This window comes from Arthrobacter sp. IK3, from assembly GCF_051337705.1.
GTDB classification, from domain to species: domain Bacteria; phylum Actinomycetota; class Actinomycetes; order Actinomycetales; family Micrococcaceae; genus Arthrobacter_B; species Arthrobacter_B koreensis.
In genome coordinates this window covers 1-26,252 of the sequence record NZ_JBPPSW010000009.1, presented here as the reverse complement: position 1 = coordinate 26,252, position 26,252 = coordinate 1, and the positions used below count along the sequence as shown (strand labels likewise).

28 protein-coding genes are annotated in these 26,252 nt (G+C 67.5%); 8 read left to right on the top strand and 20 right to left on the bottom strand.

Annotated elements, in window-relative coordinates; translation table 11 throughout:
* Positions 1-36 precede the first annotated feature (36 nt).
* Both ACSLGO_RS12815 and ACSLGO_RS12810 read right to left on the bottom strand, forming a co-directional pair.
* Entirely contained in the window at positions 37-1,077 is a 1,041-nt protein-coding gene (locus tag ACSLGO_RS12815) for a hemolysin family protein (RefSeq protein WP_152274339.1), read from the bottom strand.
* Positions 1,070-2,431: a hemolysin family protein gene (locus tag ACSLGO_RS12810; protein WP_436401249.1), complete on the bottom strand. Its 1,362-nt coding sequence runs from the start codon at positions 2,429-2,431 to the stop codon at positions 1,070-1,072. The genes ACSLGO_RS12815 and ACSLGO_RS12810 overlap by 8 nt, the downstream gene beginning before the upstream one ends.
* Positions 2,432-2,664: 233 nt before the next feature.
* Between ACSLGO_RS12810 and ACSLGO_RS12805 the strand changes: the two genes are divergently transcribed.
* The gene (locus ACSLGO_RS12805; protein ID WP_436401248.1) at positions 2,665-3,789 is read left to right on the top strand and encodes an NAD(P)/FAD-dependent oxidoreductase; all 1,125 of its coding nucleotides are present in this window, start codon (positions 2,665-2,667) and stop codon (positions 3,787-3,789) included.
* A complete protein-coding gene (sigJ, locus tag ACSLGO_RS12800) occupies positions 3,786-4,661 on the top strand; it encodes an RNA polymerase sigma factor SigJ (protein ID WP_091605974.1) in 876 nt (291 codons plus the stop codon). The genes ACSLGO_RS12805 and sigJ overlap by 4 nt, the downstream gene beginning before the upstream one ends.
* Here the strand turns inward: sigJ and ACSLGO_RS12795 are convergent, their stop codons facing one another.
* The 6 genes from ACSLGO_RS12795 to ACSLGO_RS12770 form a co-directional block, all read right to left on the bottom strand.
* The gene (locus tag ACSLGO_RS12795) at positions 4,662-5,939 is read right to left on the bottom strand and encodes an HRDC domain-containing protein (protein ID WP_325786414.1); all 1,278 of its coding nucleotides are present in this window, start codon (positions 5,937-5,939) and stop codon (positions 4,662-4,664) included. It lies immediately after the preceding gene.
* Positions 5,940-5,995: 56 nt separating this feature from the next.
* The gene (locus ACSLGO_RS12790) at positions 5,996-6,622 is read right to left on the bottom strand and encodes a DUF3000 domain-containing protein (RefSeq protein WP_091605972.1); all 627 of its coding nucleotides are present in this window, start codon (positions 6,620-6,622) and stop codon (positions 5,996-5,998) included.
* 121 nt (positions 6,623-6,743) lie between these two features.
* Positions 6,744-7,808, bottom strand: a complete 1,065-nt coding sequence (locus ACSLGO_RS12785) for a threonine aldolase family protein (RefSeq protein WP_386887557.1) — start codon at positions 7,806-7,808, stop codon at positions 6,744-6,746.
* A gap of 42 nt (positions 7,809-7,850) precedes the next feature.
* The gene (locus ACSLGO_RS12780) at positions 7,851-8,576 is read right to left on the bottom strand and encodes an SDR family NAD(P)-dependent oxidoreductase (protein ID WP_325786412.1); all 726 of its coding nucleotides are present in this window, start codon (positions 8,574-8,576) and stop codon (positions 7,851-7,853) included.
* A complete protein-coding gene (locus ACSLGO_RS12775) occupies positions 8,573-9,946 on the bottom strand; it encodes a DUF6421 family protein (protein ID WP_325786411.1) in 1,374 nt (457 codons plus the stop codon). Before ACSLGO_RS12775 ends, ACSLGO_RS12780 begins: the two co-directional genes overlap by 4 nt.
* Positions 9,947-10,112: 166 nt before the next feature.
* Complete coding sequence (locus ACSLGO_RS12770) at positions 10,113-11,741, bottom strand: peptide chain release factor 3 (RefSeq protein ID WP_152274344.1); 1,629 nt, start codon at positions 11,739-11,741, stop codon at positions 10,113-10,115.
* 168 nt (positions 11,742-11,909) lie between these two features.
* Between ACSLGO_RS12770 and ACSLGO_RS12765 the strand changes: the two genes are divergently transcribed.
* Positions 11,910-13,061 (top strand): acetyl-CoA C-acetyltransferase, encoded by a 1,152-nt coding sequence (locus ACSLGO_RS12765; RefSeq protein ID WP_436401247.1) that lies wholly within the window; start codon positions 11,910-11,912, stop codon positions 13,059-13,061.
* A gap of 28 nt (positions 13,062-13,089) precedes the next feature.
* Positions 13,090-13,635 carry a GNAT family N-acetyltransferase gene (locus ACSLGO_RS12760; RefSeq protein ID WP_277664551.1) on the top strand — a complete coding sequence of 182 codons (546 nt, stop codon included), beginning with the start codon at positions 13,090-13,092 and terminating at the stop codon, positions 13,633-13,635.
* Here the strand turns inward: ACSLGO_RS12760 and ACSLGO_RS12755 are convergent.
* From ACSLGO_RS12755 to ACSLGO_RS12700, 12 genes are all read right to left on the bottom strand, one after another.
* Positions 13,632-14,219: a V-type ATP synthase subunit D gene (locus ACSLGO_RS12755; RefSeq protein WP_325786408.1), complete on the bottom strand. Its 588-nt coding sequence runs from the start codon at positions 14,217-14,219 to the stop codon at positions 13,632-13,634. The genes ACSLGO_RS12760 and ACSLGO_RS12755 overlap by 4 nt on opposite strands.
* A complete protein-coding gene (locus tag ACSLGO_RS12750; RefSeq protein ID WP_436401246.1) occupies positions 14,216-15,619 on the bottom strand; it encodes a V-type ATP synthase subunit B in 1,404 nt (467 codons plus the stop codon). Before ACSLGO_RS12750 ends, ACSLGO_RS12755 begins: the two co-directional genes overlap by 4 nt.
* Positions 15,616-17,388 (bottom strand): V-type ATP synthase subunit A, encoded by a 1,773-nt coding sequence (locus ACSLGO_RS12745; RefSeq protein ID WP_436401245.1) that lies wholly within the window; start codon positions 17,386-17,388, stop codon positions 15,616-15,618. Before ACSLGO_RS12745 ends, ACSLGO_RS12750 begins: the two co-directional genes overlap by 4 nt.
* On the bottom strand, positions 17,376-17,900 hold the full coding sequence (locus ACSLGO_RS12740) for a hypothetical protein (RefSeq protein ID WP_277664555.1): 525 nt from the start codon (positions 17,898-17,900) through the stop codon (positions 17,376-17,378). Before ACSLGO_RS12740 ends, ACSLGO_RS12745 begins: the two co-directional genes overlap by 13 nt.
* Complete coding sequence (locus tag ACSLGO_RS12735; RefSeq protein WP_436401244.1) at positions 17,897-18,127, bottom strand: hypothetical protein; 231 nt, start codon at positions 18,125-18,127, stop codon at positions 17,897-17,899. The genes ACSLGO_RS12740 and ACSLGO_RS12735 overlap by 4 nt, the downstream gene beginning before the upstream one ends.
* Positions 18,124-18,576, bottom strand: a complete 453-nt coding sequence (locus ACSLGO_RS12730) for an ATP synthase subunit C (RefSeq protein ID WP_325786403.1) — start codon at positions 18,574-18,576, stop codon at positions 18,124-18,126. The genes ACSLGO_RS12735 and ACSLGO_RS12730 overlap by 4 nt, the downstream gene beginning before the upstream one ends.
* Complete coding sequence (locus tag ACSLGO_RS12725; RefSeq protein WP_436401243.1) at positions 18,573-19,889, bottom strand: V-type ATPase 116kDa subunit family protein; 1,317 nt, start codon at positions 19,887-19,889, stop codon at positions 18,573-18,575. Before ACSLGO_RS12725 ends, ACSLGO_RS12730 begins: the two co-directional genes overlap by 4 nt.
* A complete protein-coding gene (locus tag ACSLGO_RS12720) occupies positions 19,876-20,919 on the bottom strand; it encodes a hypothetical protein (protein ID WP_176697592.1) in 1,044 nt (347 codons plus the stop codon). The genes ACSLGO_RS12725 and ACSLGO_RS12720 overlap by 14 nt, the downstream gene beginning before the upstream one ends.
* Positions 20,920-20,930: 11 nt before the next feature.
* The gene (locus ACSLGO_RS12715; protein WP_436401242.1) at positions 20,931-21,434 is read right to left on the bottom strand and encodes a hypothetical protein; all 504 of its coding nucleotides are present in this window, start codon (positions 21,432-21,434) and stop codon (positions 20,931-20,933) included.
* A gap of 52 nt (positions 21,435-21,486) precedes the next feature.
* Positions 21,487-21,810: a ferritin family protein gene (locus ACSLGO_RS12710; protein ID WP_091605367.1), complete on the bottom strand. Its 324-nt coding sequence runs from the start codon at positions 21,808-21,810 to the stop codon at positions 21,487-21,489.
* A gap of 142 nt (positions 21,811-21,952) precedes the next feature.
* Positions 21,953-22,393: a peptide-methionine (R)-S-oxide reductase MsrB gene (gene msrB / locus ACSLGO_RS12705; RefSeq protein WP_152274590.1), complete on the bottom strand. Its 441-nt coding sequence runs from the start codon at positions 22,391-22,393 to the stop codon at positions 21,953-21,955.
* Positions 22,394-22,485: 92 nt separating this feature from the next.
* Positions 22,486-22,977, bottom strand: a complete 492-nt coding sequence (locus ACSLGO_RS12700; protein ID WP_152274354.1) for a hypothetical protein — start codon at positions 22,975-22,977, stop codon at positions 22,486-22,488.
* A 93-nt stretch (positions 22,978-23,070) separates the two neighbouring features.
* On the opposite strand from ACSLGO_RS12700, the gene ACSLGO_RS12695 reads away from it, so the two are divergent.
* The 4 genes from ACSLGO_RS12695 to ACSLGO_RS12680 form a co-directional block, all read left to right on the top strand.
* The gene (locus tag ACSLGO_RS12695) at positions 23,071-24,318 is read left to right on the top strand and encodes an alpha/beta hydrolase (RefSeq protein WP_386916463.1); all 1,248 of its coding nucleotides are present in this window, start codon (positions 23,071-23,073) and stop codon (positions 24,316-24,318) included.
* 159 nt (positions 24,319-24,477) lie between these two features.
* Complete coding sequence (locus ACSLGO_RS12690) at positions 24,478-24,861, top strand: DUF1304 domain-containing protein (RefSeq protein ID WP_436401241.1); 384 nt, start codon at positions 24,478-24,480, stop codon at positions 24,859-24,861.
* 230 nt (positions 24,862-25,091) lie between these two features.
* A complete protein-coding gene (locus ACSLGO_RS12685) occupies positions 25,092-25,715 on the top strand; it encodes a hypothetical protein (protein WP_436401240.1) in 624 nt (207 codons plus the stop codon).
* A 273-nt stretch (positions 25,716-25,988) separates the two neighbouring features.
* On the top strand, positions 25,989-26,252 hold a 264-nt coding region (locus ACSLGO_RS12680), incomplete at its 3' end, for a hypothetical protein (protein WP_436401239.1).

Sequence of the window (26,252 nt, the reverse complement as noted above, 5' to 3'; positions counted from 1 at the left end):
CGGTATGCGGTTCCGGCCCTTGGGCAGCTTGGCAGGCTAGACGGTTGTTGCGTCCTGCACTTCGCCAACCAGCTCTTCGATAATGTCCTCGAGGAACAGGACACCGGTGGTGTTGCCGTCTGCGTCGAAGACCCGGGCCACGTGGGAGCCGGTGCGGCGCATGGTGTCCAGCGCATCTTCCAGCTCGCTGCCGCGGAACGCCGAAGCAAGGCGGCGGATGCGCTTAGCGGGAACCGGGGCGTTGAACTTCTCCGGAGTGTTCAGGTCCATGACGTCCTTCAGGTGAAGGTAGCCGGTGAGCCCGCCGTCGGCGTCTGCCAGGATGTAGCGGGAGTAGCCGTGGCTGCCCACCGCCTCCTGGATATCAGCCGGGGTCGGCTGGGCGGGAACCAGGACCATTTCTGCCAGCGGTACCTCGACGTCGGCAACGGTCTTTGAGGTGAACTCGAAGGCGTTGGTCAGGGCACCCGTGGCGTCGTCCAGCACGCCTTCGCGCGTGGACTGTTCCACAATGGTGGCCACTTCATCCAGAGTGTAGGTGCTGGTTGCCTCGTCCTTCGGCTCCACCTTGAACAGGCGCAGCACACCGTTGGCAATGGAGTTCAGCGTCCAGATGACGGGCTTGAAGATCTTGGCCACGAGCACCAGCGGAGGAGCCAGGAGCAGTGCTGCCCGGGTGGGCACCGAGAAGGAGATGTTCTTGGGGATCATCTCGCCTGCAACCACGTGCAGGAAGGTGACCAGCAGCAGCGCCACGATGAAGGCCGTGACACTGATGGCCTCAGGGGTCAGCGGCGTATTGGCCAGCGGGATTTCAAGCAGGTGGTGGATGGCAGGTTCGGACACGTTCAGGATCAGCAGCGAACAGACCGTAATACCCAGCTGGCTGGTGGCCAGCATCAGGGTGGCATGCTCCATTGCCCAGAGCGTGGTCTTGGCGGCCTTGCTGCCCTGTGCCGCCTTGGGCTCAATCTGGGAGCGGCGGGCGGAAATGACGGCGAATTCGGCACCCACGAAGAAGGCGTTCACGGCCAGCAGCACGAACAGCCAGATGATGCCGGGCAGGTACTCATTCATGGATGGCTTCCTTCGTCAGGGTGTCGACCAGGCGGTCGTGCGCACTGCGCGGTGATTCGGACCCGGGGTTTGGCGTGAAGCGCAGCCGTTCAACGTGCGTTCCGAGGACGCGCTCGACGCGCAGGACGCCGTCGTCGACTTCCACTTCATCGCCCAGCTCGGGCATCCGGTCCAGGCTGTGCGTGACGAAGCCGGCCAGCGTCTCGTAGTCCTCGCCTTCCGGCACGGTGATTCCCGCGCGGTCCAGCAGTTCGTCCGGGCGCAGGGAGGCATCGAAGGTCACCGAGCGTCCGGTGCGGACGACGCCGACGCGCGCGCGGTCGTGTTCGTCCTCCAACTCGCCGACGATCTCCTCCACGAGGTCCTCCAGGGTGACGACGCCGGCGGTGCCGCCGTGTTCATCGGTCACCACGGCGATCTGCAGCCCCTGGCTGCGCAGGATGCCCAGCAGGGAGTCCACCCCCATGGATTCGGGAACGCGCAGCGGCGGAACCATCACGTCTGCCGCCGTTGTGGTGGCGCGTGCCTCCAGGGGCAGCGCGAAAGCCTGCTTCACGTGCAGCACGCCCAGGATGTCATCCGAATCCCGGCCCAGGACCGGGAAACGGGAGTATCCGGTGTTCACGGCTGTGGCAATGATGTCCTCTGCCGTGTCCGTGGCCTGGACGCCGACCATGCGCACGCGCGGAGTCATGACGTCCTCGGCGGTGTGGTCGGTGAAGCGCAGCGTGCGGTGCAGCAGCTCTGCGTGGTCCTGGTCCAGGACGCCTTCAAGGGCCGACCGCCGGACCAGGAAGCTGAGCTCCTCGGCACTGCGGGCGCCGGAGAGCTCTTCCTTCGGTTCGATGCCGAAGGAGCGGATGACCTTGTTGGCTGTGTTGTTGCAGACGAGGATGACCGGTTTGAAGACAGTGGTAAACACGGCCTGGAACGGAACAACCACCTTGGCGGTTGCCTTGGGCAGCGCCAGGGCAAAGTTCTTCGGCACCAGTTCGCCAATGATCATTGACAGCAGGGTGGCGACGGCGATGGCAATCACTGCGCCGGTGCCGCCGACAACTGCCTCGGGTACGCCGGCGCCGAGCAGCGGTCCGCGCAGGAGCGCGCTGATGGCCGGCTCAAAGGTGTAACCGGAGAGCAGGGTGGTGAGGGTGATGCCCAGCTGGGCACCGGAAAGATGGGTCGAGGTGATCTTCAGGGCCTTGATCGTGGGACCAAGACGCTTTTCCCCGGCGGCCTGTCGGGCCTCCAGGTCGCTGCGGTCCAGGTTGACCAGGGCGAATTCAGAAGCCACAAAGAGGCCGGTACCGACGGTCAGCAGGAGGCCGACGCCGATCATGAGCCATTCATACATGGGGCTGCCCTCCTAGAACCAAGTCGTCTGGCACACAGGAGGGCATGGGTTTATGAGAAGGATCGTCCATAGTAGCCAAGATCTTACGGACTTTTCCTAGGAAAATCCTGAAAACGCCTAGCCAGACGGTGGATAGGAAACATTTGCCGATCTGCTGTCACAAAACAGCCCCGGCCGGTGTCCTATCTGCGTCAGCACAAGGAGCGCAGCAGCGAGTTGCAGGAGGAAATCCAATGGACACCACAGCAGTAATCCTCGGCGGCGGATATGCCGGCGTCATGGCAGCCAACCGTCTGGCCGGGCACGGCATCAGGGTGCGCCTGGCTACTCCCGAGCCGCGCTTCACCGAGCGGATCCGACTGCACGAGTTCGCTGCAGGCACCAGGGCCGACGCGACGGTGTCCTTCAGCAGTCTGCTGCACCCGGACGTGGAACTAATCCGGGGAACGGCCGTGAAGATCGATGCCGGAGAGCACCGGGTCCAGCTCTCCGGCGGAACTCACCTGGACTATGACTGGCTCGTCTACGCCGTGGGCAGCGGCAGCAGTTCCGTCCCTGCGGGAACACTGGCACCCGACCGGCTGGACGGGGCCCGAGCTGCGCGGCAGCGGCTCAGCACCCTGCAGCCGGGAGACGCCGTCGCAGTGGTGGGCGGCGGCCTGACTGCTGTCGAACTTGCCGCCGAAACGGCGCGGGCACATCCGGGGAATCCGGTGACGCTTTATGCCGCCGGACTGGTGGTGCCGCACTTTTCCGCAGGGGCGCGCGCGGGAGTGCTGCGCAGCCTGCAGCGGGCGGGAATTGCGGTTCGGCAGCAGGCTGTGAAGGAAGGTAACGTCCCGGCTGCCGCGGCGGTCCTGTGGTGCACCGGATTCGGAGTCCCCGACCTCGCAGCGCGCAGCGGGCTGCCCGTCGACTCCGCGGGCCGGCTCACGGTGGATTCGTCGCTGCGCGTTCCGGGACACGGGCGGATCTTCGGTGCCGGCGACGCAGCCGTCATCACGGCTCCCGGCTACGGCTACCTTCCGCAGACCTGTGCCACAGCGATGCCGATGGGTGCCGAAGCGGCATCGAACATCCTGCGGTCGCGTGCCGGGGCGCCGCTTCCGGCGCACAGCAGCGGCTTCCTGGGGCAGTGCGTCTCGCTCGGCCGGTCCGACGGCGCTGTCCAGCTACTCCATGCCGGGTACACACCGCGGCGGATCCACCTTCACGGAAAAGCCGCTGCGATGCTAAAAGAAGTACTGTGCCGCATGACACTACGGTGGATCCGCGGCGAAGCCAAGCGAAGCGGAGGATACACATGGCCGGCGGGCCCGCGGATGAAGCCGGTATCACCGGTGATGCAGCAGGTATGAGCGCGGAGCGGGAACGGGAGTTCCTGGCCCACCGCCGGCTGGTCTTCACCATTGCCTACGACGTGACCGGTTCCGTCTCCGACGCCGAGGATGTGGTGCAGGAAACCTGGCTGCGGTACTCAGCGGCTAGCGGTGTGCCGCGGAACCCGCGGGCATACCTGGCCAGGGTTGCGTCCCGGCAGGCGCTGAACGCCGTCCGTGCGGCATCCCGGCGGCGGGAAGAGTATCCGGGGGAGTGGCTGCCGGAACCGCTGCCTACCGGCCAGGATGCGCCCGGGCCCTACGACCCGGAGGCCTCGGCGCTGACCGGAGCCGATGTGTCCACCGCAATGCTGGTACTGATGCAGCAATTGGGCGGGCCGGAACGGGTGGCCCTGGTGCTCCGGGACATTTTTGGCTTCGGCTACGCCGAAATAGCGGAGGTGCTCGAATCCTCCCAGGCGTCCGTCCGCCAGACGGTACACCGGGCACGGGAAAGAGTGCGGTCCGGTGTGCCGCGGAACCCGCCGGACAAGGCAGAGCACCGTGCCGCCGTCGAACGTTTCCTGCAGGCTGCGCTGACGGGGCAGATCCAGGCGCTGCTGGAGGTCCTCGCACCGGACGTCGTGCTGCACTCCGACGGCGGCGGCATAGTCAGCGCCGCCCGCCGGCCGGTCTACGGTCAGGAGAAGGTTGCCGCCCTGCTGCTCGGGCTGGCTGCCAAATTCGGTGCGGATGCGGCCCCGGAGTTCGTCGAGCTGAACGGGCTGCCCGCCGTGGCCTTCCGCGAGGACGGTACGGTAACCACCGTCTTCCAGCTGGAACGGCAGGACGGCCTGGTGACCGGGGTCTATGCCATGCGGAATCCCGACAAGCTCCTGCGCCTGCAGTAGCTAGTCCTTCTCTTTCTCCGGCAGCGGATCCGGGTCCAGGAACGCGACGGTGAGTACCGCGGCGGTCTGCTGGATCTGCCATTCGCGTGCGCCCAGTTCCCGCAGGGCGGCAGTCACGGTGTCCAGGTCGATCACGGACGGCGGACGCCAGGCCACCCGGCGCAGGTGGTCCGGGGTCAGCAGATTCTCAACCGGCATGTCCAGGCGTTCCGCCACGGCAGCGAGGCGGGGCTTGGCGGTGAGCAGGCGCGCAGCTGCGGCAGGGTCATTCCTGGCCCAGACGCGCGGCGGCGGCGGGGAGTTGGTGGGAATGTGGAGCGGCGGGAGGTCCTTCGTCTCCCGTGCCGCAGCGATGCAGCGCAGCCACCGCGGTGCTTCCTTGTGGGCGGCACGGCCATGGAAGCCCGGCGTGGAGAGCAGCTGCGGCACGGTCGAGGGCATGGCCCTGGCAGCGGCCACAATGGCAGCGTCCGGAATCAGCCGGCCCGGCGCGGTGTCGCGCCGCTCGGCGAGGTGCTCACGTTCCGTCCAGAGTTCGCGTACTGCGGCCAGCTGGCGGCGGTCGCGCAGCTGGTGCATCCCGGACGTGCGGCGCCACGGATCGGTGCGCGGCGGTGCGGGATCCGCGGTACGAATCGCCTCGAACTCCTCCTCAGCGAAGGCAAGCTTTCCGTCCGCTTCCAGGAGCTTGATCAGCTCCTCGCGGAGTTCGGCCAGCACCTCCACGTCCAGGGCGGCGTAGCGCAGCCAGGGCTCGGGCAGCGGACGGGTGGACCAGTCTGCGGCGGAGTGTTCCTTGGCAAGGCTGAAGCCGAGGAGGTTCTCAATCACGGCTGCCAGTCCCACACGGGGGAGGCCGGCCAGCCGGGCGGCGAGTTCCGTATCGAAGAGCTTGTCCGGCCACATGCCCAGTTCAGACAGGCAGGGCAGGTCCTGGGTGGAAGCGTGCAGGATCCACTCAACTCCGGACAGCGCTTCGTTGATGATGCTCAGGTCCCGCAGGGGTTCCGGATCGATCAACCATGTTCCGGCACCCTCACGCCGGATCTGCACCAGGAAGGCCCGCTGGCCGTAACGGAAGCCGGAGGCGCGTTCTGCGTCGACCCCGGCGGGGCCGGTGCCGGCGGCCAGCGCACGGGCAGCACGCTCGAGCCCGCTGAAGGTGTCGATGACAAGCGGGACGCCCTCACGCGGAGCATCAAGGACGGGAAGGGGTGCGGCAACAGGTTCGTCTGCGGACAGCTCTGAAGCCGGATTGCCGGAAGTTTGCGCGGTCATAAGAACTTCAGTCTATCGAGAACTGGCCGTATACCTGTTTCTTTGGCTGGACGAGGCTAGTTCAGCCGTCTCCGCGGCAGCGGGGACACGCCGTCGGGCAGGGGCGGCAGCCCCGCGAAGGTGCACACCATGTCCGACCACGCTTCGAGGTGCGCCTGCACGTCGGCTCCGTCCGGGGTCCAGGACGCCCGGAGCTCAATGTCGATCGCGTCGCTGCGCTCCGAAAGAGTGCCATAGCTTTCGGAGAGGATCCGGGTGGCGGTGCCCCCGGCGGAGGAGTAGCGCGCCCCGTGCTCCTGCAGGGCATCCACGAGCCAGGTCCACGCTACGGAGCCGAGCATCTGGTCATTTCCCATGTCCGGTTCAAGTTCGGCGCGGATGTACGTGACGATCCGGAAGGTTCCGTTCCAGACGTCGCTTCCGTCCGGATCATGCAGCAGGATGAAGCGGCCGGTGGCCAGTTCCCGGCTCTCCGGCAGGACGGGCCCCACCGGGCCGTGGAAGGTTCCGCTGACCGGCTGCGGGCCGGACGCAGTGACGTCCGCGGCCAGGGAAACGGCAAACGGAGCCAGCCGAGTGGGGGCCGGAATCTCTTCCAGCCGCAGTTCCGGGCGGCATTTCGCCCGGCGCAGGGCCCCCAGGGCTGTCAGGAAATCCGGGGGCACCTCTGACAGGTCACCAATCGCACTCACCCTCGAAGGTTACGGCGGTCCCGCCTGCGGGGATCGCAGACTCGCCGGTGTGTCCTATTCGTTACGTGGCTACACCTTACGCAGGCAGGGCCCGTACCGAAAGTGTGCGGGTTCAGCGGGCCGCTGCGACCTCTTCTGCGATGGCTGCCGCGAAGGCGTCCACATCGGCTTCGGTGGTGTCGAAGGTGCACATCCAGCGCACCTCTCCGGTGGCCTGGTCCCAGTCGTAGAAGCGGAACTTGTCCCGCAGCCTATCCGCCACGCCGGCCGGCAGGGTCGCGAAGACCGCGTTGGACTGGGTGGGCTGGGTCAGGGTGATGCCGTCGATCTTTTCCACTGCGGCGCGCAGACGGGCCGCCATGGCGTTGGCGGTGGATGCCGACCGCTGCCACAGGTCCGTGCCGTACAGGGTGATGAACTGGGCCGAGACGAAGCGCATCTTGGAAGCAAGCTGCATGTTCATCTTGCGCAGGTAGTCCAGGCCGGGGGCGGCATCCGGGTCCAGGGCAACGATGCACTCGCCGTACATCATGCCGTTCTTGGTTCCGCCCAGCGAGAGGATGTCCACTCCGGCGTCGGCGGTGATGGCGCGCAGCGGCACACCCAGCGCCGCGGCGGCATTGCCCAGCCGGGCGCCGTCCATGTGCAGCTTCATGCCGCGGGCGTGGATATGGTCCGCGATGGCACGGATTTCGTCCACGGTGTACAGGGTGCCCAGCTCGGTGGACTGGGTGATGGAAACTGCCAGCGGCTGGGCGCGGTGCTCGTCGCCCCACCCCCAGGCCTCGCGGTCGATCAGCTCAGGAGTGAGCTTGCCGTCCGGAGTGGGGACGGTCAGGAGCTTCATGCCCCCAACACGCTCCGGTGCGCCGTTTTCATCTACGTTGATGTGGGCTGTGGAGGCACAGATGACCGCGCCCCAGCGGGGCAGCAGGGACTGCAGGCTGATGACGTTCGCGCCGGTGCCGTTGAAGACCGGGAACGCACGCATGCGGCTGCCGAAGTGGTCGGTGAAGACTTCGCGGAGCCTGGCGGTGTAGACATCCTCCCCGTAGGCGACCTGGTGGCCGAGGTTCGCGGCCGTGAGTGCGTGGAGGATTTCCGGGTGGACTCCGGAGTAGTTGTCCGAGGCAAAGGCTCGCAGGGCAGTGTCATGCAGGGAAGCAGTATCAGTCACGGGTGTCAGTATTCCTCAAGGTGGGGCATTGGCGAAAACGGATCAGGTGCGCGGCACCAGGCTGATGCGCTTTCCGTTGATTTGTGCGGCGTCGGAGGTGAAGAGCCGCACGGACGCGGCAGCGAGTTCGTCCACCCCGGTGTAACCCGGGAACTTCCGCTCCGGCGCTGCTGCGCGCATTGATTCGTTGACCAGGGCTTTCACCACGAAGACGACGGCGGCGGACCGGGTTCCGCTGAAACCCGCGGCGATGGCCTGGACCCAGGCCTCGGCCGCAGCCTTGGCAGCGGCATACCCGGCGTTCCCTGCCGTGGGCGCCTCCACGGCGGTGGAAGAGACGATGGCAAGGCGGCCGTGCGGGGATGTGGCAAGCTGTCCGATGAAACTCCGGCTGACATTGCGCAGCGTGGTAAGGATGTTCTGCTGCAGGAAATCCCAGTCTTCATCGGTCTGGTCCGCGAGGGTCCCGCCGCCGCGCCAGCCGCCCACGAGGTGGATGAGCCCATCCACGCCGCCCTCGGCCGCCAGATCCCGGGCGAGTCCGTCCACGTCGCCCTGCCGGCTGAGGTCGCAGGTCCGCAGCTCGACGCCGGGAACATCCTCCAGTGCCTCGGCCAGCCGCCCGGCACTGGAGCCAACGGCCACCACACTCGCGCCTGCACCGGCCAGCGCTTTGCAGACCGCGGTGCCGGAGGCGGAGGAGGCTCCGGCCACCAGGACCTTCAGTCCCTGCAGTCCGGCAGCATCCCCTGCTCCGGCTGTGCTCATGGCGTGCTGCTCCCTGTGATTCCGGCGGTCGATTCGATGACAGGTGCCATCTTCTTCGACAGTGCCTCGTAGAACATTGACAGCGGGAATTCGTCGTCGAGCACCTGGTCCGTCAGTGCCCGGGGCGGTCCCTCGAGCGGCAGCGCGTCCGGACCCTTGGCCCAGCGGGAGGCGGGGTGGGGTGTCAGCGTGCCGGAAACCAGAGCGTACGCGGCGAGCCAGTGCGCTGTCTTCGGCCGGTCAATCGAACGCCAGTACAGGTCCTCGATCTCCTCGCCCAGCTTGACGACGACGGCGGGCGCCTCGTCCCAGTCAATGCTGAGCTTGCCGTCGGTCCAGTGCAGCACGCGGTGCTGGTGCATCCAGGCGAAGAGCAGCTGTCCTCCGAGGCCGTCATAGTTGCGCACCCGGGAGCCGGTAATGGCGAAGCGGAAGATCCGGTCGAAAATGACCGCGTACTGCACCAGCTGTGCGGTGCTGCGGGCCTTGGGATCGGCGTCGTCGTCCTTTTGGATCCTGACGGACTCGCGGAACGCCGTGAGGTCGCAGCGGAGCTCTTCCAGCGAGTAGAGGAAGTAGGGCATGCGCTGCTTGATCATGAACGGGTCAAAGGGCAGGTCGCCGCGCATGTGGGTGCGGTCGTGGATGAGGTCCCACATCACGAAGGTTTCCTCGGTGAGCTGCTGGCTGTCCAGCAGGTCGGCCGCACCTTCGGGAAGTTCCAGCGACGTGATTTCCGCGGCCGCCCGCAGGACGCGGCGGAACCGGGCGGCTTCCCGGTCCGCGAAGATGGCGCCCCAGGTGAAGGACGGGGTTTCGCGGACGGCGACGGTTTCCGGAAACAGGACGGCCGAGTTGGTGTCGTAGCCGGGGGTGAAGTCGCGGAAGCGGATCGGGACGAAGAGCTTGTTCGAGTACTCGCCGGCTTCCAGCTCGGCGATGAAGTCCGGCCAGATCACCTCGACCAGTACTGCTTCGAGCAGCCGGGAGCGGGAGCCGTTCTGCGTGTACATGGGGAAAACCACCAGGTGGAGCAGGCCGTCGGTGCGGTCAAGCTGCGGCTGGAAGGCCAGCAGGGAATCGAGGAAGTCCGGCACGCCGAGCCCTGCCTCCAGCCAGCGGTCCAGGTCCCGGACCACCAGGTCCAGGTACTCGGCGTCGTGCGGGAAAGCCGGGGACAGTTCGGCTACGGCGTTCCGCGCGGACTGCAGCAGCGGCGCCGCCGCGTCCCGGTGCTCTTCCGGCACGGACCCGTCCTGTTCCTGGAACTGGGCGAACCGGGTCGCCGCGTCCTTCAGGCGCAGCCACGCGGCAGAGTCCTCAGGGGCAGCGAGCTGGCCTGCGGGGGAGGAAAAAGCAGTGGATGACATGGCTGGGACCTTCCGGTTGCACGAACTCCCCGGCGCGGGAAGATGCGATGGCCCCAGCGTAGCCACAAATCAAGCAAACTTAGCCTCGATGCGCGTTCAAATAAGCAACGCTTATGCTTCCCGCTTTCGGCTGCGGGATTTGGCCCAGCGGTTCTTCGGGTATTCGTCAGTAGCCGCGGCTGTTCGGTGACTCCGTGCCGATGACTGCCAGCGGAACCTCCGGGTGGTTTTTCTCCACGCGGCGCAGCGCCCAGATGTCATTGAATACCGCGACGAACGCTCCGTCGGTGCGCACCAGTACCTCGGCACCGTGCACGTTGGAGAGGATTTCCGCTGCACCGGCGGAAGTGAGCCGGGCGAGGGAGTAGGAGAGCTGCTCGTAGCGCATGGGGGCGTTGAAGTCCTGTGTCATGCGGTCTTCCACCACCTCGAACTGCATGGGGCCAACGGCGGCGAGCACGGGCGCCTGATCGCCGCGCCGGTCGGAGCGGAGCACCTGGATGATCCCTTCGTGCTCAAGCTGGTCGATGCCCCGCCGGAACTGCTTGTACCGGCTGGGATCCTGGGACCGGGCAACCCGGAAGTGTTCGGGGGAGAAGAACGGAATGGGGGGATACTCCACCGGTTCCTCCACATACAGGCTGTCGCCCACCCGGAGAGCAGAAGCGTTGACGAGCCCGACGACGTCGCCCGGGTACGCCTGGTCAATCACTTCACGTTCGCGGCCGAACAGGTGCTGGGCGTACTTCGTGGCGAAGGTCTTGCCGGTGTTTGAATGCGTCACCACCATGCCGCGCTCGAAGATTCCGGAGCAGACACGGATGAACGCTACATGGTCCCGGTGGGCGCGGTTCATTCCAGCCTGGACCTTGAAGACGAATCCGGAGAAGGGCGCCTCGACAGGGCGCAGGCCGCCGTCCTTGTCCTCGCGCGGTCCAGCTGACGGGGCCAGGTCCACGAGGGCATCAAGGATCTGCTTGACGCCGAAGTTCAGGGCTGCGGAGGAGAAGAGGATGGGGGTGGCCTTGGCGTCGAGGAAGGCGTCCCGGTCGAATTCCCGGCCGTCAATGACGAGTTCGGCCTCATCCAGGGAGTCGGTCCAGGCATCGCCTTCGCGTTCCAGTGCCTGTTCCGGGGTGAAGTGTTCTTCCTTGGCCAGGGAGGCGCCGGAGTTCTGCCGTTCGAAGTGGACGTATTCGTCCTTCTGCAGGTCCCAGACTCCGCGGAAGTCGCCGGCGATGCCGATCGCCCAGGTCAGCGGCATGGGGGCCAGGCCGGTGCGCTCGGTGATTTCGTCCATGAGCGCCAGCGGGTCCAGGCCGGGACGGTCCCACTTGTTGATGACAGTGATGATCGGCAGGTTGCGCGCGCGGCAGACTTCGAAGAGCTTCATGGTCTGGGTTTCCAGGCCCTTGGCGGCGTCCACCAGCATGACTGCGCAGTCTACGGCAGCGAGGACACGGTAGGTGTCCTCGGAGAAGTCGGCGTGGCCCGGGGTGTCCAGCAGGTTGATGACGGTGTCCCGGTAGGCGAACTGCAGGGCCGTGGAGCTGATGGAGATGCCGCGGTCCTTTTCCATCTGCATCCAGTCGGAGACCGTTTCGCGGCGGTTCTCCTTGCCATTGGTGGCCCCTGCCGTGCCGATGACCCTGGCGTGAAGGGCAAGTGCTTCCGTGAGGGTGGACTTGCCGGCGTCGGGGTGGGAGATGACGGCAAAGGTGCGCCGGCGGGCGGACTCCTTGAGGATCTCCTTGGTGGCGGTGGCGCTGACGGTGGTGGATACCTGTTGGGACACTCCGCTGCTTTCACATGTGGTGGGAAGAAGGGCCGCGGGGCTGGGGGCCCGCGGCAGCGCTGCCCGTGATGACAGCCTTTCCATTCTAGCCGTTTCCGCGGCGGGCTCCGGCAGCGGAGCGGTAACGTGGTGCAGGACACAGACGAACGAGCGGCAAAGGGGCCGGCCATGGCTGAGGCATTCATTATCGATGCGCTGCGTACTCCGGTGGGACGGCGCGGCGGGGGACTGAGCGGGATGCACCCGGCGGACCTGGCCGCTGCCGTCCTGGGCGAAACGGTGCGGCGCACGGGACTGGAATCCGATGAGTTCGACGAGGTGATCCTGGGATGCATCGACCAGGTGGGTCCGCAGGCCATGGACATAGCCCGCACCGCCTGGCTGGCCGCAGGGCTCTCCGAGCGGGTGCCCGGAACCACTGTCGAGCGCCAGTGCGGGTCGGGGCAGCAGGCAATTTCCTATGCCGCGCAGGCCGTGATGAGCGGCACCAGCGACCTGGTGATAGCCGGCGGTGTGCAGAACATGTCCGCGGTGCCCATCGGCTTCGCCAACACGGCCGCGGCGGAGCTCGGTTTCCCCAACCCGTTTGCCGGTTCCGCGGGCTGGGAAGCCCGGTACGGTACGCATCCCATCTCGCAGTTCATCGGCGCCGAAATGATGGTGGACCGCTGGGGCCTCAGCCGCGCCGAAATGGAGGACTTCGCCGTCGGCTCCCACGAACGGGCGCTTGCCGCCCAGGCCCAGGGCCGCTTCGACCGCGAGATCCTCCCGGTCGCCGGGATCACGGCGGACGAAGGCCCACGCGTGCCCAACCGGGAGAAGATCGAATCCCTGGCACCGCTGCGCGACGGCGGCAAGCTGACCGCCGCGACGTCGTCGCAGATTTCGGACGCCGCCGCAGTGCTCCTGCTGGCCTCGGAAGACGCCGTCCGCCGGTACGGCCTGGCACCACGCGCCCGCATCCACCACATCTCTGCCCGCGGGGATGACCCGGTCATGATGCTCAGCGCTCCCATCGAAGCCACCCGGCACGCACTCAAACGCACCGGCATGTCCCTGGATCAGATGGACCGTATCGAGATCAACGAGGCGTTCGCCTCCGTGGTCCTGGCCTGGCAGCGGGAGCTGGACGCAGACATGTCCAGGGTAAACGTCAACGGTGGCGGGATCTCCCTGGGCCACCCGATCGGCGCCACGGGTGCGCGCCTAATGACTACCCTGCTCCACGAACTGGAGCGCACCGGCGGGCGCTACGGACTGCAGACCATGTGCGAGGGCGGCGGCCAGGCCAACGTCACGATCATCGAACGCCTCGGCTGAACGCCGCCGCGTCTCCTAGACTTCCGTCATGGCTATTAGTTTTGTGCCCATGGAGCAGTCCGACCATGAGTCCCGCGCGCTGGTCCGGTTCCTGACCTCCAACCATTTCCCGTTCCACGTCCTGCCGGTGCACACCGAAGCATCCGCCCGGAAGCTGGTGGAGGAGGGCCGCTTCTGGAGCCCGGAGTCAATCGGATTCTGGATCGAGGACGGTCCGGAGCGGATCGGACTGGTGGTGCTGGACGACTTGGAGGAGGACACCCCCATGTTCGACCTTCGGCTGGCGGAGGAGTTCCGCGGCCGCGGACGGGGAACCGAAGTCCTGAAGGCGCTGTGTGCCCTGGTGTTCGAGCGGTTCCCGGAGGCGGTGCGTTTCGAGGGGCAGACCCGGGAGGACAACCTGGCGATGCGCAGGACTTTCCTGCGCGCCGGGTTCCTGAAGGAAGCGCATTACCGGCTGGGCTGGCCGACGGCGGAAGGCAGCCGGGTGGCCTCGGTGGCCTACGCCATTCTGCGGCAGGACTGGGCCAGCGGAGAAGTCACGCCGTTCGACTGGGAGGATGTCCCGGCCTAGATTGCACCCGCCGCCCACCGCAGCCGCAGGCTCTCCTCAAGTTCCTGTTCAGCGAGGCTGCGCAGGATCCGTTCGAGGTCCGCTTCCAGCTTCGGTATCCAGCGGTGTTCGACGGCGCGCTGCCGGGTGCGGGTCGCGGCGAGTTCCCGGCTGAGCAGGAGCAGTGCCCGTTCATCGGCGGCATGGACGACGGCGGCAGCGAGCGCCTCCCGGTGTGCCGCGGCAGCGTAGGCGAGCGCGGAGGAGCCCGTGGAGGGCATCCGGTGCGGCAGTGTGACGGCGGCGCCCTCGGGGTAGGCGATTCCCATGGCTCCGCCCCAGCGGATATCCGCCTCGGCAAGGGTGTCCGGCACCGCTTCGCGGATGGGTCCCAGTCCGTCCAGGGCCAGGGACCGCCCCAGCCAGCGGGCCGCGCGGGCCGCAGCCGCGTGGAAGCGCCGCAGGCTCTGCTCGGATGATTCGGCCCTGTTGCCGATGGCGATCCGCAGGATCTGCTGCTTGCGGTCCAGCAGCTCCGCCCCGCGCCGGGCCGTCTCGAGCCGGCGTTCGGTTTCGGCCCGTGCTGCCCGCCCGGTCCCGCTCACAGCCGGGCCCCTCCGAGCGGTCCCGGGAGGTATCTGTCCAGCATTTCGTTGGAGATCATGCTCAACTCGCGGCGGGGCAGCAGGGCGAGGGCTTCCCACGCCAGGCCGAGCGTCTGCTCCAGGGAGCGGTACTCGTCCACTCCCTGGTTCAGCAGTTTCTCCTCCACGGCCGAGCGGAACGCTATGTAGGCACGGTCCGCCTCACCCAGCGCATCCTCACCGACGAGTTCGGCCAGTTCCGAAGCCTGCCGGGCCCTGGCCATGGCGGCGAGCACCTGCGCCGCCACATCCAGGTGGTCCTCCCGCGTCCTGCCCTTGCCCGCCCCGGAACGCATCAGCCGGGAGAGGGAGGACAGTACGTCTACCGGTGGGTAGATGTCCCGGGCGCTGATGTCCGGGGAGAGCACTATCTGCCCTTCGGTGATGTAGCCGGTGAGGTCCGGAACCGGATGCGTCATGTCCCCCGAGGGCATGGTCAGGACCGGGACGATCGTCACGGACCCCTCCCTGCCCTGGACACGTCCGCAGCGTTCGTACAGGGTCGCCAGATCGCTGTAGAGGTAGCCGGGGTAGCCGCGGCGTGCCGGGATTTCCTTGCGGGCGGCGGAGACTTCCCGCACGGCCTCGGCGTAGCTGGTCATGTCGCTCATGACCACCAGGACGTCGCTGCCTTCCTCATAGGCCAGGTGCTCGGCAATGCTCAGGGCGATCCGGGGGGTGAGGATCCGCTCAATCACCGGGTCGTCAGCGGCGTTGAGCAGCAGCACCAGTTCCCCGGCCGCGGAACGTTCCTCCAGCCGGTCCCGGATGTAGGCGATGTCCGCGTGCGTCATGCCCATGGCAGCGAAGACCACCCGGAAGTTCCGGCCGCCGGTGCGGGACTGGGCGGCGATCTGCGTGGCGAGGGTCAGATGCGGCAGCCCGGCGACGGAGAAGATGGGAAGTTTTTGCCCGCGGACCAGCGTGGTGAGGGCGTCGATGGCGGAGATCCCCGTGATGACCGCTTCCTTCGGCGGGATCCGGTACACCGGGTTGAGTGGCCATCCACCCACCGGCTCCACGGTGTCTGCGGTAACCGGAGGGCCGCCGTCAAGGGGTTCACCGCGTCCGTTGCAGACCCGGCCAAGCCATTCCGGTCCCACCGGTATGTGCAGGGGCCTGCCCTGGAAACGCACCGAGATGCCGCCCAGGCGCATTCCGTCGGTGCCCTCAAGCACCTGCAGCAGGGCCTGGTCCCCGTTGACCTCCAGCACCAGGGCATGCCGTTCCGGGCCGCCCGCGACGTCGACGCCGGCGAACTCGTCCCAGCCCACGCCGTCGGCGTCGCCCACAACCATGAGCGGACCGCGCAGTTCGCGGACGTCGCGGTGGGAAACGAGGTTGCGGTTTGGCACGGTCATCGCAGCTCCTTTAGCCCGGCGAGGAAGTCCGCGGCGCGCTCGGCGACGCCGTCGGCGTCGGTCGGCCCGGCGGACTCGCGCAGGCGCAGCAGCGGGGAGAAATCGAACGAATCGACGGTGGCCGGGGGAATACCGCGGGCTACCAGTTCCTGGCAGGCGTCTACGGTGTCCAGTACGGCCTGCAGCAGGGCCGCGCCCTTGGCGGCGGAACAGTAGCCGTCGTTGGCGCTGAGCGCATTCTGCACCAGCACGCCGTCGCGCAGCAGCCGCCCGCCCAGCAGCACCACCTGCTCGTGGCCGGGCAGGGAGTTCGTTCCGATAATTTCGGCCAGGGCAGCCAGGCGGTCCGCCTCGGCCAGGATGAGGCCGGCCCGGGCCCGGCGGGAGGCCCATTCCGGATCCCCGTTGGCTGCGTGCCAGCGTCCCAGGGCGTCGGCGTCCCGGGAGAAGGACCCGCGCCAGCTTACGGCCGGATAGTGCCGCGAATAGGCCAGCTCCCGGTCCAGCTGCCACAGCGAACGGACGAAGCGCTGGGTTCCGGTGGTCACCGGTTCGCTCATGTCCCCGCCCGGGGGAGAGACGGCGCCGATGACCGTGACGGATGCGGTGCCCCCGCCCAGAGTGATGGCCAGGGACGCGCGTTCGTAGAAGGCTGCGAGTTCGGATGCCAGCGACGCCGGGTATCCTTCCTCGGCCGGCAGGTCACCGTTGCGGTTGGCGAACTCGCGCAGGGCTTCGGCCCAGCGCGAGGTGGAGTCGGCGATGACCACCGCGTGGTAGCCCATGTCCCGGAAGAACTCCGCGACGGTAACCCCGGTGTTGATGCTCGCTTCCCGGGCCATCATGGGCATGTTGGACGTGTTGGCAATGATGACGGTGCGGTCCAGGAGTGCGCCGCCGGTGCGCGGATCCTCCAGGCTGCCCAGTCCATCGAGCACATCCGCCATCTCATTGCCGCGCTCGCCGCAGCCTACGTACACAATCACATCGGCGTCGGACCATTTGGCGATCTGCTGCAGCAGCAGTGTCTTGCCGGTGCCGAATCCTCCCGGCACAGCGGCGGCCGCTCCGCGGGGAAGGGGGAACATCAGGTCAAGGACCCGCTGCCCGGTGTGCATCGGCACGGCGTCGGAGAGGCGGGAGGAGACCGGGCGGGGGAGGTGGACGGGCCAGCGCTGGGCCAGGCTGACATCGGTCCCGCCCACTACGGCAGCGCGTTCGAGTGGACGCAGCAGGCCGTTGCCCAGCCAGGTCAGTTCCCCCTCTACGCCCGGAGGCACGGTGACCCGGAACGGCACGCTTCCCGCGTCGGCAACGGTGCCGAGCACCTGCCCCGGGCTGACCGTGTCCCCGACCGTGGCCTGCGGCTCGAACTTCCACGGGCGGTCCAGGAGCTGCCGGTCCTCGGCGGCGTCCTGCCGGTCTGCGCTCAGCCACAGGGGAGCGGAGGACAGCGGCCGGAGCAGGCCGTCGAAAACCTGTCCCAGCAGGTGCGGTCCGAGCAGGGCGGAAAGCTGGTGCCCGGTTCCTTCCGCAGCGTCTCCGGCCTTGAGGCCGCCGGTGTATTCGTAGGCCTGCAGCACGGCGTCGCTGCCGTTGACGGCAATCGTCTCCGCGGAGATCCGGTCAGGCCCCAGTGCCACCACTTCCAGCATGGAGACGTCCGGGAGGCCGCTGATTTCAACAAGCGGTCCACTGACCCGCCGAACCAGCCCCGTCCCGCCGGCCTGGGCCCCGTTGCCGGTGCCTCCCGTCCCTACTCCTGCCACAGGTCACGCACCTCCCCGGCATAGCGTTCGAGCGCTGCGCTGCCCAGCGCAGGCAGGGACAGGTCGACGCTGCGTGAGCCCAGGCTGGCCGTGATGCCGCCGCCGGGGGCCTCGCTGGTTCGCGCGCCGGCGCCGAGGAGCTGCCGGGCCTGGTCCCGCAGTGCCTCCAGCAGGGCGGGGTAGCGCGGGTCGCTGCGGAGCCTGGCCGCCTCGGCCAGGACCTGGCGGCGCAGTTCTTCGCGCAGTTCCTCCTCGCGGGCCAGGACCGTCCTGCCGGCTTCGCGGCGCGCCCGGGCGGAACGAAGCACAGCCTCGGCCCGCGCCGCCTCACGGCCGTCCGCCTCGGCACGGCTGCGGATTTGCCCTGCTTCCGACCGTCCGCGTTCCCGGATTTCCGCTGCCTGGCGCTCGGCGGTGTCCAGGATGGTTTGGGCCTGCGCTGCCGAGCCGGAACGGATGGCCTCGCGGATGGGCGCCAGCGCGGGAGCGGCGGTGCGCGGAAGGCTGCTCATGCGGGCAGCGCCACGGTCAGGGGTGCAGCGGCATTGTCCAGGTGCCCGGCCAGGGCGGCAGCGGCGTCGGCCGTCAGGAGGACGACGGCGGTGTCCTCCGGGAGCGCGAACCAGGCCTGCCGCACGTCCTCGTCCGTCTTCGCGGGGACCAGCCGCGCGCCGGCGAGCTCATACCCGGCCAGTATCTCCGGCGCGCCCAGCGCGGCGATGACCGCCCGGCCGCTCATGCCTGGCCGATCAGGATGATGGAGATGATCAGCCCGTAGATCGCGATGCCTTCCGCCAGTCCCACCACCACCATGGCTCGTCCAAAGATCTCCGGGCGTTCACTCATGGCTGCGAGCGCAGCCGATCCGGTGTACGCCACGGCGATTGCGGCACCAATCGAGGAACCCGCGACGGCGATCGCGGCGCCGATCAGGGCGGCACTGGAGCTGTCGGATACGTCGGCGGCCATGGAAACCGCTGTTCCCGCGGCCCCGCCGGATGCTGACGCCGGTGCAGCCGCGAAGGCGGCGGCCAGCAGGGCCAGCGCTCCTGCCATGATCAGCCCGTTCACGCCGAGCATCACCTTGATGCCTGCTCCCCGACGGCGCCGGAGCAGCCAGAGCGCTCCTCCGGCCAGCAGGATGGTGATGATCAGTGCCAGGGGGATACCGGCAAACCAGGGATTCATGGCGTTTGCCTTTCAGTGGTGGACGAACCGGAGGCCTCGGATTCGGGCAGTCGGGGGCTCCAGGGTTTGAACGGACGGCCTTCATCCGTGAAGATGCGTGAGAAAAGCTCGTAGTACTCCAGCCGCAGGGCCTGGATCGCAGCAACCAGGCCTCCCAGCGCGAACGTGATTGCGTTACCCACAAGGAACACCAGCACGGCCAGCACGGCCCGCCAGTCCGGATGCCACAGCGCGGTGGTTCCCTGCCAGACGATGGACATCAGCGCCGCGTGCGTCAGGCCGAATGCGGCGAGCCGGGTAAAGGACACTAGGTTTGAGGCGAGCTGGATGACGGTATCCACTAGCTCCACGGACGCCTGCATGGTCCCGGTGCCGCCTCCTCCCGCCTCCACGAACAGGCCGGTGAAGATCAGCACCAGCGCCAGCAGCGCCAGGACGGCGGCGGCCACGATCATGGGAGTCCAGCCGGCAACCAGCCCACCCGCCAGCATGCCGACGGCAAGGAAGAGCAACGCGCCGGCGAGCCCTGTGCGGGCATAGAGCGCATAGCCCCAGCCGCCTTCCCGCACCCGGTTGATGGTGCCGAGGGTGAAGGCGAAGGCGAGCAGCACGGCACCGAAAATCAAGGCGGCGATGAGCAGGGGCACGGGATTCTCCACCGGTTCCAGCCACAGCACCGGAATAACGTGGGTGGGGCCGAAGAACTCCCCATACAGCACCCCGAAGAAGACCGCCGCCAGTCCGGCGCCGAAAATGAAGAGCCAGGTCCGCTGGAAGCGGCGGATTTTCGCGATCCTGCCTGAGCGGACGATCAGTCCGGCCAGGACCAGCAGCAGCCCCTGCCCGGCGTCGCCGAACATCATGCCGAACATGACCACGTACGCGAGCCCGGCCAGCCTCGCCGGGTCCACGTCGGCGTACGGCACGGTGGTGTAGGTGTCCACGAGCAGGCGGGAAAATTTCGGCGCCTGCCGGGTGCGGTGTTCATTTCCGGTCAGCAGCGTGGGCGGCTGGACGCCGCGGGGCGCTTTGAGCGGAACGACGCCGGCGCCCAGAGGGTTCAGCGCCTGCTGCAGTTCAAGGACCCGGCGCGACGGCGCCCAACCCACCAGCCCGGTTACTGCGCCGTTCTGCACCGCCGCTCCGGCAGCGCGGTCAATCTCCTCCGGCCCGTCACCGGGCGTGTAGGGAAGCTCAAGTTCGACGGCGGCGCTGCGGGCCACCTCTTCCAGGGCGTCACGGGTACGGTCCGCCGGGGCGATGACCGCCACACGGTCCATGCGGATGGGGCTGAGGGTTTCACGCCACTGCATCGAGCACCTCGCTGCCCCCGCCGGCAGCTGCGGCGGCCAGCGCCGCGCGGACACGCCAGGCATCCATGGCGAGGACGGTGATGGCCCCGACGGCGATGTCCGGGCCGGGCAGCCCGGAGCGCAGCAGGGCGAACGCCTCCTCCTCGGCCTGTGCCCGCAGTGACGCCTCGGCCCGCCAGAGTTCACCGGGGTCCTCAATTCCGGACAGGGCGCCGGCAGCTGCGGCGGGCAGCGCCGCGCGGAAGGACGCCACATCCTGCGCCTCGGTCCAGGCCGTGCCGATCATGGGCTGCAGCAGGGTGTTCAGGCGGTTTCCTTCCGGGGGGTTACCCGGTTCCATCCGGCCGCCTGCGGTGTCTTGCGCACCGGGTACCGCGAGCACGCGGCGGGCAGCCAGCAGCGCCGCGGCGGCCACCATCCAGCGGCGGGTTTGGGGTGCACTGGCCGCCAGCCGGCGGAGCCAGACGACCGTCAGCGTGTCCGCGAGGTCCTGCGGAGTACCCGGGTCTCCCCAGGGGCTTGTCCGCAGGGCTTCCACCAGCTCCGAGTAGGTCCCCGCCCGTGCGAGCCTCGGCCAAGCGGTAGCAAGTCCGCCCAGGTCAAAGTACTCCGGGAGGGCCGCGCGGCGCCGCAGCGGGTCATCCCTTTCGGCGGATTCGGCATCCCGGAGCCGCCGGGAAAGCACTGTGATGTTCCCGAGTTCGAAGACGGCTCCGGCAGCCCGAACCATCCGCGCTCCGGAGACCGGCAGCCAGCCGGCAAGCACGCGCAGCTGCCACAGGACGCTGCGGCGCGTTGCGTGCTGCGCAGCGGCCAGGCTAACTTCCGTGCCGCTTGCCGCTGCGTATGCCGCCCTGGCGGGGGTCCGCTCCGTTGCGGTGTTCGGATTCGCGATGAGTTCCGGGCCGTAACCGGTTTGTTCGAAGAGCCCCAGGGCCTGCGGCAGCGAGCCCAGGGCTGCAGCCTCCCGGCACAGTCCTGCCCCGGCCCGCCGGCGTGCCATCGCCTTCGCACGCACAGATGCGGCCACCCAGTCGGACCTCACTGTGTGTCCCCGGTGTGTGTGCTGTTGCCTTGCCCGGCGTCGGTCCCGCCGTCGTGTCCGGCGTCGGGGGAGTCTTCGCCGAGGTAGTCACGGGCAATGGAGCCGGCGATCCTCGCGGCAAGCTCCGGAATCCGTTCCCGTGCTGCCCGCCCAAGTCGATCGGCCCGGTCCCGAGCCGCCGAAAGGAGTTCCTTTTCCTGGTCCGCGGCACGTTGGGTTACCTCTTCTGCGGCCCGGGCGCGGACGGACCCGGAATCAAGCCGCGCCTGGGCCACGTCGGCGTCGGCCTGCCGCCGTGCGTCGGCCAGCAGTTCCTCGGCGCGGGCCGTGGCCGCCTCGACGCGGGCTTTGCCTTCTTCGGTATCCGGCTGGAGCGCGGCAAAGACCGGCAGCAGTTCGGCGTCGGGGCCTTCCTGGTCCGTGGATGGAACACCTACGGGCCCGGAGGGGCCGGGCGCGCCGACCGGGCGGAACCGGTCCAGGATGGTTGGCCGTGCCATTGCCCATTCACCTCCGGGGGGTTCGGCAGGGGGAAAGCTTCCTGCTCCGGACCTACTCGCTGTCGGTTGCAGCTGCCTCCGAGGCTTCGCCGTGGGCAACGATGTCGCCGTCGGTGAAGAGGATGCCCCGTGCCATGTCCCGCCACTGGGGCGTTCTGCGGAGCAGGAATTCAAGTTCCATGGAGAAGTGCTTGAACTCCTCGCCGAGGGAGTCCTGCATGATGGCCCGGGATTCGGCGTCGGGCTCCACGGAGATGCGCTGCACGTACCAGCCGATCGCCTCGGCTTCCTCGCTCAGGCTGGCGCACATCCTGGCAAACGTCCGGGTCTCGGCGGACAGCTCCGCCGGCGGTTCGTGGTACTGGTCTGTTCCCATTGCAGCTCCTGGCTGGCCAGACGGGCGGGCAGCAAAAAACCCGCCGTACGCTGGGCCGAAAACGGGTTCGGCGCGTTATTCGAGCGTACGGCGGGCTATCGGGAGGCACAATGGCCGGGGGGGCAACCGTGCCCCTCGGGGGTCAGTTCCCGTCTGCGGCCTTGGGGACCAGCTTGATGGAAATCGAATTGATGCAGTACCGCTGGTCGGTGGGGGTGTCGAAACCCTCGCCCTCGAACAGGTGTCCCATGTGGGAGTCGCAGTTCGCGCACCGGACTTCGATGCGGTCCATGCCCATGCTGCGGTCATGCAGGTAGCGAACCTTGCCTTCGGCCAGCGGCGCGAAGAAGGAGGGCCAGCCGCAGTGCGAATCGAACTTCTCGCTGCTGGTAAACAGTTCGGCACCGCAGGCCCGGCAGGCGTAGACGCCCTCGGTCTTGGTGTCCCAGTATTCGCCGGTGTACGGGCGTTCCGTGCCCGCCTGGCGGAGGACCTGGTACTCGGCAGGAGTCAGCTCGGCCCGCCATTCGTCGTCGGACTTCTGGACCGGGAACTGAGTACCGGTGTCATTGCTGCTGTTCATTGCCGCCTCACTGTTCGTTCCTTTAGTGCTCATGTTCGCTGCAACGTCCGGAGCCGGCCAATAAATCCCGGCTCCGGGTTCCTCCCGTCTGCCTAGGAGTCCCCGATGAAGGTAGATCCCGAATACAGGTGCAGGACCGGCACGCCCAGGCGGTCCTGTGCTTCATTGGCCCAGTCCGTGCCGAAGGTGTCTTCCACCGCGTGTGGAGTGGTGATGACAACTACCTGCTGGGCCTGCGAGCGCCGCGCTTCCTCGACCACGGCTTCAACCGGATTCTGTCCTGTGACCCGCCCGTCGGCGTCAAAACCCAGGCCGCGCAGCAGGTCCAGAGATTCCGCGAGCTCCTGCTCAGCGGCCTTGACCTCCTGTTTCTCGCTCAGGTGCGGCCCGGCGATGTTGCGGTAAGCAGCGGCGAAATCCAGCAGGCTGAGGTTGTCGAGGACGTCCACCAGCATGTTCCGTCCGGGATCGGCCGGTACCAGGATTTCGAACCGGACCGGGTTGTCCTCCGCCAGATAACCCAGGTTGCGGGCATCGGCTTCGTTCAGCGTTTCTTCCGTTAGCACCAGAATCGTAGGGTTCATCCTGCCAGCCTAGCTTTTCCGGGCGTCAGCGCCACCCGGAACGTCGCCCAGCCGGGTTTACCCTGCCGGCGGAAAGTCGGTAACAATGAAGTCATGGTTCTCTCTCCTTCCGAAGTGACCGAATCCTCCTCCGCAATGACCCCGCCGTGGGTCAAATGGACCGCTTTCGGTGCCGGCATGGGCGTTGCTGCGTCCACCGCCGTGCTCGCTGCGACGTCGGGACTGGCCGTCTACTTCGCGCGGCAAATAGTCACTCCCCGCCGGGAGCGGGATGAGAACCTCGAAATCCTCGCGGTGATCGACTCACCGCACGGACTGCAGGTGATCCTGCCCGCCAACGAGGACACGACCGTTCCCGGAACCTACGGCCTGTATTGGAACCGCGGTGAGGGACATGCCCGGATTGGCGAGATCCGTTCCTACGTGCCGCGGGAAGGGACCGTGCAGCGCGACGTCGAACAGGTCTATTCGGGGGACATCGCCTCGGCCGTCCGGGGATGGTGGTCCGGTGCCATTCACCCGTCGCCTTCAGCGGCCGGATTCCCGCAGGAGGACGTAGAGATCGACGTCGAGAACGGCACGGCGCCGGCCTGGCTGGTGCGCTCGCTGGACGATTCGGGTACCTGGGCCATCATGGTCCACGGCCGCGGTGCCCAGCGCACCGAAACGATCCGCGGGCTGGGTGCAGCCCGGCGCGCGGGCATGACCAGCCTGCTGATTTCCTACCGCAACGACGGCGAAGCCCCCTACGCCTCCGACGGCCGCTACGGCCTGGGCCTGACGGAATGGCGCGACGTCGAAGCAGCCATCCGCTACGCGCTCGAGAACGGTGCACGCGACGTCGTGCTCTTCGGCTGGTCCATGGGCGGAGCGATCGCGCTGCAGACCGCGGACCTTTCACCGCTCAAGCGGCACATCCGTGCCCTGGTGCTTGATGGTCCGGTAGTGAACTGGGTGGAGGTCCTGGCCCACCACGCGCGCCTGAACCGGATTCCCGCGCAGGTTGGCAGGCTGGGGCAGTGGCTGATCTCCAACGCTGCCGGACGGACACTGACCGGGCTCGCGGCACCGCTGGATTTGCGGAGCATGGACTGGGTGTCCCGGGCCGAGGAAATCCGGACCCCCGTGCTGATCGTGCACAGCGAGCGGGACGAGTTTGTTCCCGTGGGTCCCTCCGCGGACCTGGCGGAGAAGAATCCGGACCTGGTGACTTTCGTCCGTTTCCCGCAGGGCGGGCATACCCGCGAATACAACGTTGACCCTGCCCGCTGGGAGGACACCGTGGCCGGATGGTTGGAGACAGCTATCGGCCGGACCCGCCGTCCGTCTGAGCACCGCTAGGATTCAGCCAGCCTGTTCTTCTGCTGAGCGTCCGTGTTGCCGGCGGCTCATTGTGGCCGGCTGTGCCGGATGCGAGCATAGGGGAAGCCGGAAACGGCGCCGGGCGCCTGTCCCTGCTGTCCACTGTTCTCCGGTACCGGGTACCGGTAGGAGGAACCCATGCTCGTCGTCGCGTCCGTCTTCGCACTCATTGCCGCTGCCATCCACGTGTACATCTTTGTGCTTGAGTCGATGCGGTGGACGGCCCCCGCGACCATGGAGCTGTTCCGGATTCCCAACGGCGAACAGGCGGCCCATACCCAGGGGCTCGCCTACAACCAGGGCTTCTACAATCTTTTCCTTGCCGTGGGAGCGATCCTCGGCGTCATCCTGCTGGGGGTGGGGAACGTTGCCGTAGGGGCTACCCTCGTCGGCTACGCCGCTGCCTCCATGATGCTTGCCGGCGTGGTGCTGCTTCTGAAGGACTCCCGGATGCTCCGTCCAGCATTGATCCAGGCGGGTCCCGCGCTGCTGGCCCTCGTGTTCCTGATTGCGGGGCTTTGAGACTAGTCCTTGGCCAGGGGGCGGGGCGGGTTCCTTGCTGCGTGGCAGGGATAGGCCGTTTCTTGGGGGCGGTTCCCGGGGGTGTTTCCCGGGGTGGTGCCCGGGGGTGTTTCGTCGGGTGGGCCGCCGGACCGGGACGTTGACCGGGACGTTGACCAGGCGGGCGCCGCCGGTCGTGTCCGCTGGTGCCGCCGTCGGGCGCTGCCGGCCTCCGTGCTAGATTTCCCTCCATGCCGGGGTACGAGAGACAGATCCAGAGTTCGGTGAGTGAGCCGGGGGCGCGTTCGGGCGATCAGATCGGATCAGCGGCTGGCTCCGCTGTGGCTGCGGATGCCTACAGCGGCGCTGCGCTGATGTCCGCCGTCGGCGTCGGGACGGTGTTGTCCCTCCTCTACGTCCTGAGTGGCAATGCCGTCTTCAGGACGCCGTGGGAGCCCGCCGACCTGTCTTTCCTCTTTCCGGGGGTGCTGTATCCGTTCTGGAGTCTGCTGCCTCTGATAGTTCCAGCAGTGGTGATATTCGCGGCCTATGTCCTCGTCGCCAGGAAGGAGAACCGCTTCAAAGTGCGGCGGCAGCGCGGCGCCCTGGCTTTGCTTGGTTTCGCGGCACCGTTCCTGGCGCTTCTGCTGTGGAGCACGACGTATAGCGGGGTCTATGGCGCGGCGCTTCTGGCACTCGCTTTGCGTACCCGCGAGACACGGACCGCAGCGACCGGTGTAATGGCCTTCGCTGCGTACCTGGCGGCTTTCTTCCTTGCCGAATCGTGGGTTGTCCTCCCGATGCTCGGACTGGTGGCTGTCGCGGCGTTTGCGGGTAGCTGGCGGGTTGGACGAGGTTCCGGGAACGGGTTCTGAGCCCGGGCAGTTCAGGAGGGCCTCCACTGCGGGACGCGTGTGGACACGTTCCCCATGAAAACACTGCCGTTCGTGCATACCGTTGTCCCCTCCACAGTCCGTCATGCTGGGCTGGTTCGCCCATGAGTTGTCCCCAGAGTCTCCAGGTACTCTGCCGGGTTTGATCCTGCGAAGGAAGCCGAGCTTACACGCGCTCGCGGGTGCTCAAGGCGAGTACTGGAACCCGCAGGTTCGCTCTTTTGGTGCGAGGGGAGGGACCCTACACTCGAACACATGTTCGAATCATTCCAGCCGCCCCTGGCGCCACCGCTACGGAATTCAGGGGGTATGTACACCAATGTTCCATGTGTCACTGGGAATCCACTTCCTGTCAGTGCTGGCAATGGCTGCAGTCCAGTCGAACCTGGACGGCAGCTCGCAGCGAGAGTTCGAAGCTTCTCTGCCGCGCTCGCAGGTGCCGACCTATTGGAGGCGCCCGACTATGAGCTGGTGGATTTGTTGCGGGTGCTGGAGGAACTGAAGTCATCGGCCGCGGCG

Coding starts and splice junctions, on each gene's coding strand:
- ACSLGO_RS12815 (WP_152274339.1), bottom strand. CDS start 1,077: ATGAATGAGTACCTGCCCGGCATCATCTGGCTGTTCGTGCTGCTGGCC.
- ACSLGO_RS12760 (WP_277664551.1), top strand. CDS start 13,090: ATGGCTATTAGTTTTGTGCCCATGGAGCAGTCCGACCATGAGTCCCGC.
- ACSLGO_RS12740 (WP_277664555.1), bottom strand. CDS start 17,900: ATGAGCAGCCTTCCGCGCACCGCCGCTCCCGCGCTGGCGCCCATCCGC.
- ACSLGO_RS12715 (WP_436401242.1), bottom strand. CDS start 21,434: ATGGCACGGCCAACCATCCTGGACCGGTTCCGCCCGGTCGGCGCGCCC.
- ACSLGO_RS12765 (WP_436401247.1), top strand. CDS start 11,910: ATGGCTGAGGCATTCATTATCGATGCGCTGCGTACTCCGGTGGGACGG.
- ACSLGO_RS12690 (WP_436401241.1), top strand. CDS start 24,478: ATGCTCGTCGTCGCGTCCGTCTTCGCACTCATTGCCGCTGCCATCCAC.
- ACSLGO_RS12775 (WP_325786411.1), bottom strand. CDS start 9,946: ATGTCATCCACTGCTTTTTCCTCCCCCGCAGGCCAGCTCGCTGCCCCT.
- ACSLGO_RS12685 (WP_436401240.1), top strand. CDS start 25,092: ATGCCGGGGTACGAGAGACAGATCCAGAGTTCGGTGAGTGAGCCGGGG.
- ACSLGO_RS12735 (WP_436401244.1), bottom strand. CDS start 18,127: ATGAGCGGCCGGGCGGTCATCGCCGCGCTGGGCGCGCCGGAGATACTG.
- sigJ (WP_091605974.1), top strand. CDS start 3,786: ATGAGCGCGGAGCGGGAACGGGAGTTCCTGGCCCACCGCCGGCTGGTC.
- ACSLGO_RS12700 (WP_152274354.1), bottom strand. CDS start 22,977: ATGAACCCTACGATTCTGGTGCTAACGGAAGAAACGCTGAACGAAGCC.
- ACSLGO_RS12725 (WP_436401243.1), bottom strand. CDS start 19,889: ATGCAGTGGCGTGAAACCCTCAGCCCCATCCGCATGGACCGTGTGGCG.
- ACSLGO_RS12750 (WP_436401246.1), bottom strand. CDS start 15,619: ATGACCGTGCCAAACCGCAACCTCGTTTCCCACCGCGACGTCCGCGAA.
- msrB (WP_152274590.1), bottom strand. CDS start 22,393: ATGAACAGCAGCAATGACACCGGTACTCAGTTCCCGGTCCAGAAGTCC.
- ACSLGO_RS12730 (WP_325786403.1), bottom strand. CDS start 18,576: ATGAATCCCTGGTTTGCCGGTATCCCCCTGGCACTGATCATCACCATC.
- ACSLGO_RS12810 (WP_436401249.1), bottom strand. CDS start 2,431: ATGTATGAATGGCTCATGATCGGCGTCGGCCTCCTGCTGACCGTCGGT.
- ACSLGO_RS12780 (WP_325786412.1), bottom strand. CDS start 8,576: ATGAGCACAGCCGGAGCAGGGGATGCTGCCGGACTGCAGGGACTGAAG.
- ACSLGO_RS12795 (WP_325786414.1), bottom strand. CDS start 5,939: ATGACCGCGCAAACTTCCGGCAATCCGGCTTCAGAGCTGTCCGCAGAC.
- ACSLGO_RS12805 (WP_436401248.1), top strand. CDS start 2,665: ATGGACACCACAGCAGTAATCCTCGGCGGCGGATATGCCGGCGTCATG.
- ACSLGO_RS12695 (WP_386916463.1), top strand. CDS start 23,071: ATGGTTCTCTCTCCTTCCGAAGTGACCGAATCCTCCTCCGCAATGACC.
- ACSLGO_RS12710 (WP_091605367.1), bottom strand. CDS start 21,810: ATGGGAACAGACCAGTACCACGAACCGCCGGCGGAGCTGTCCGCCGAG.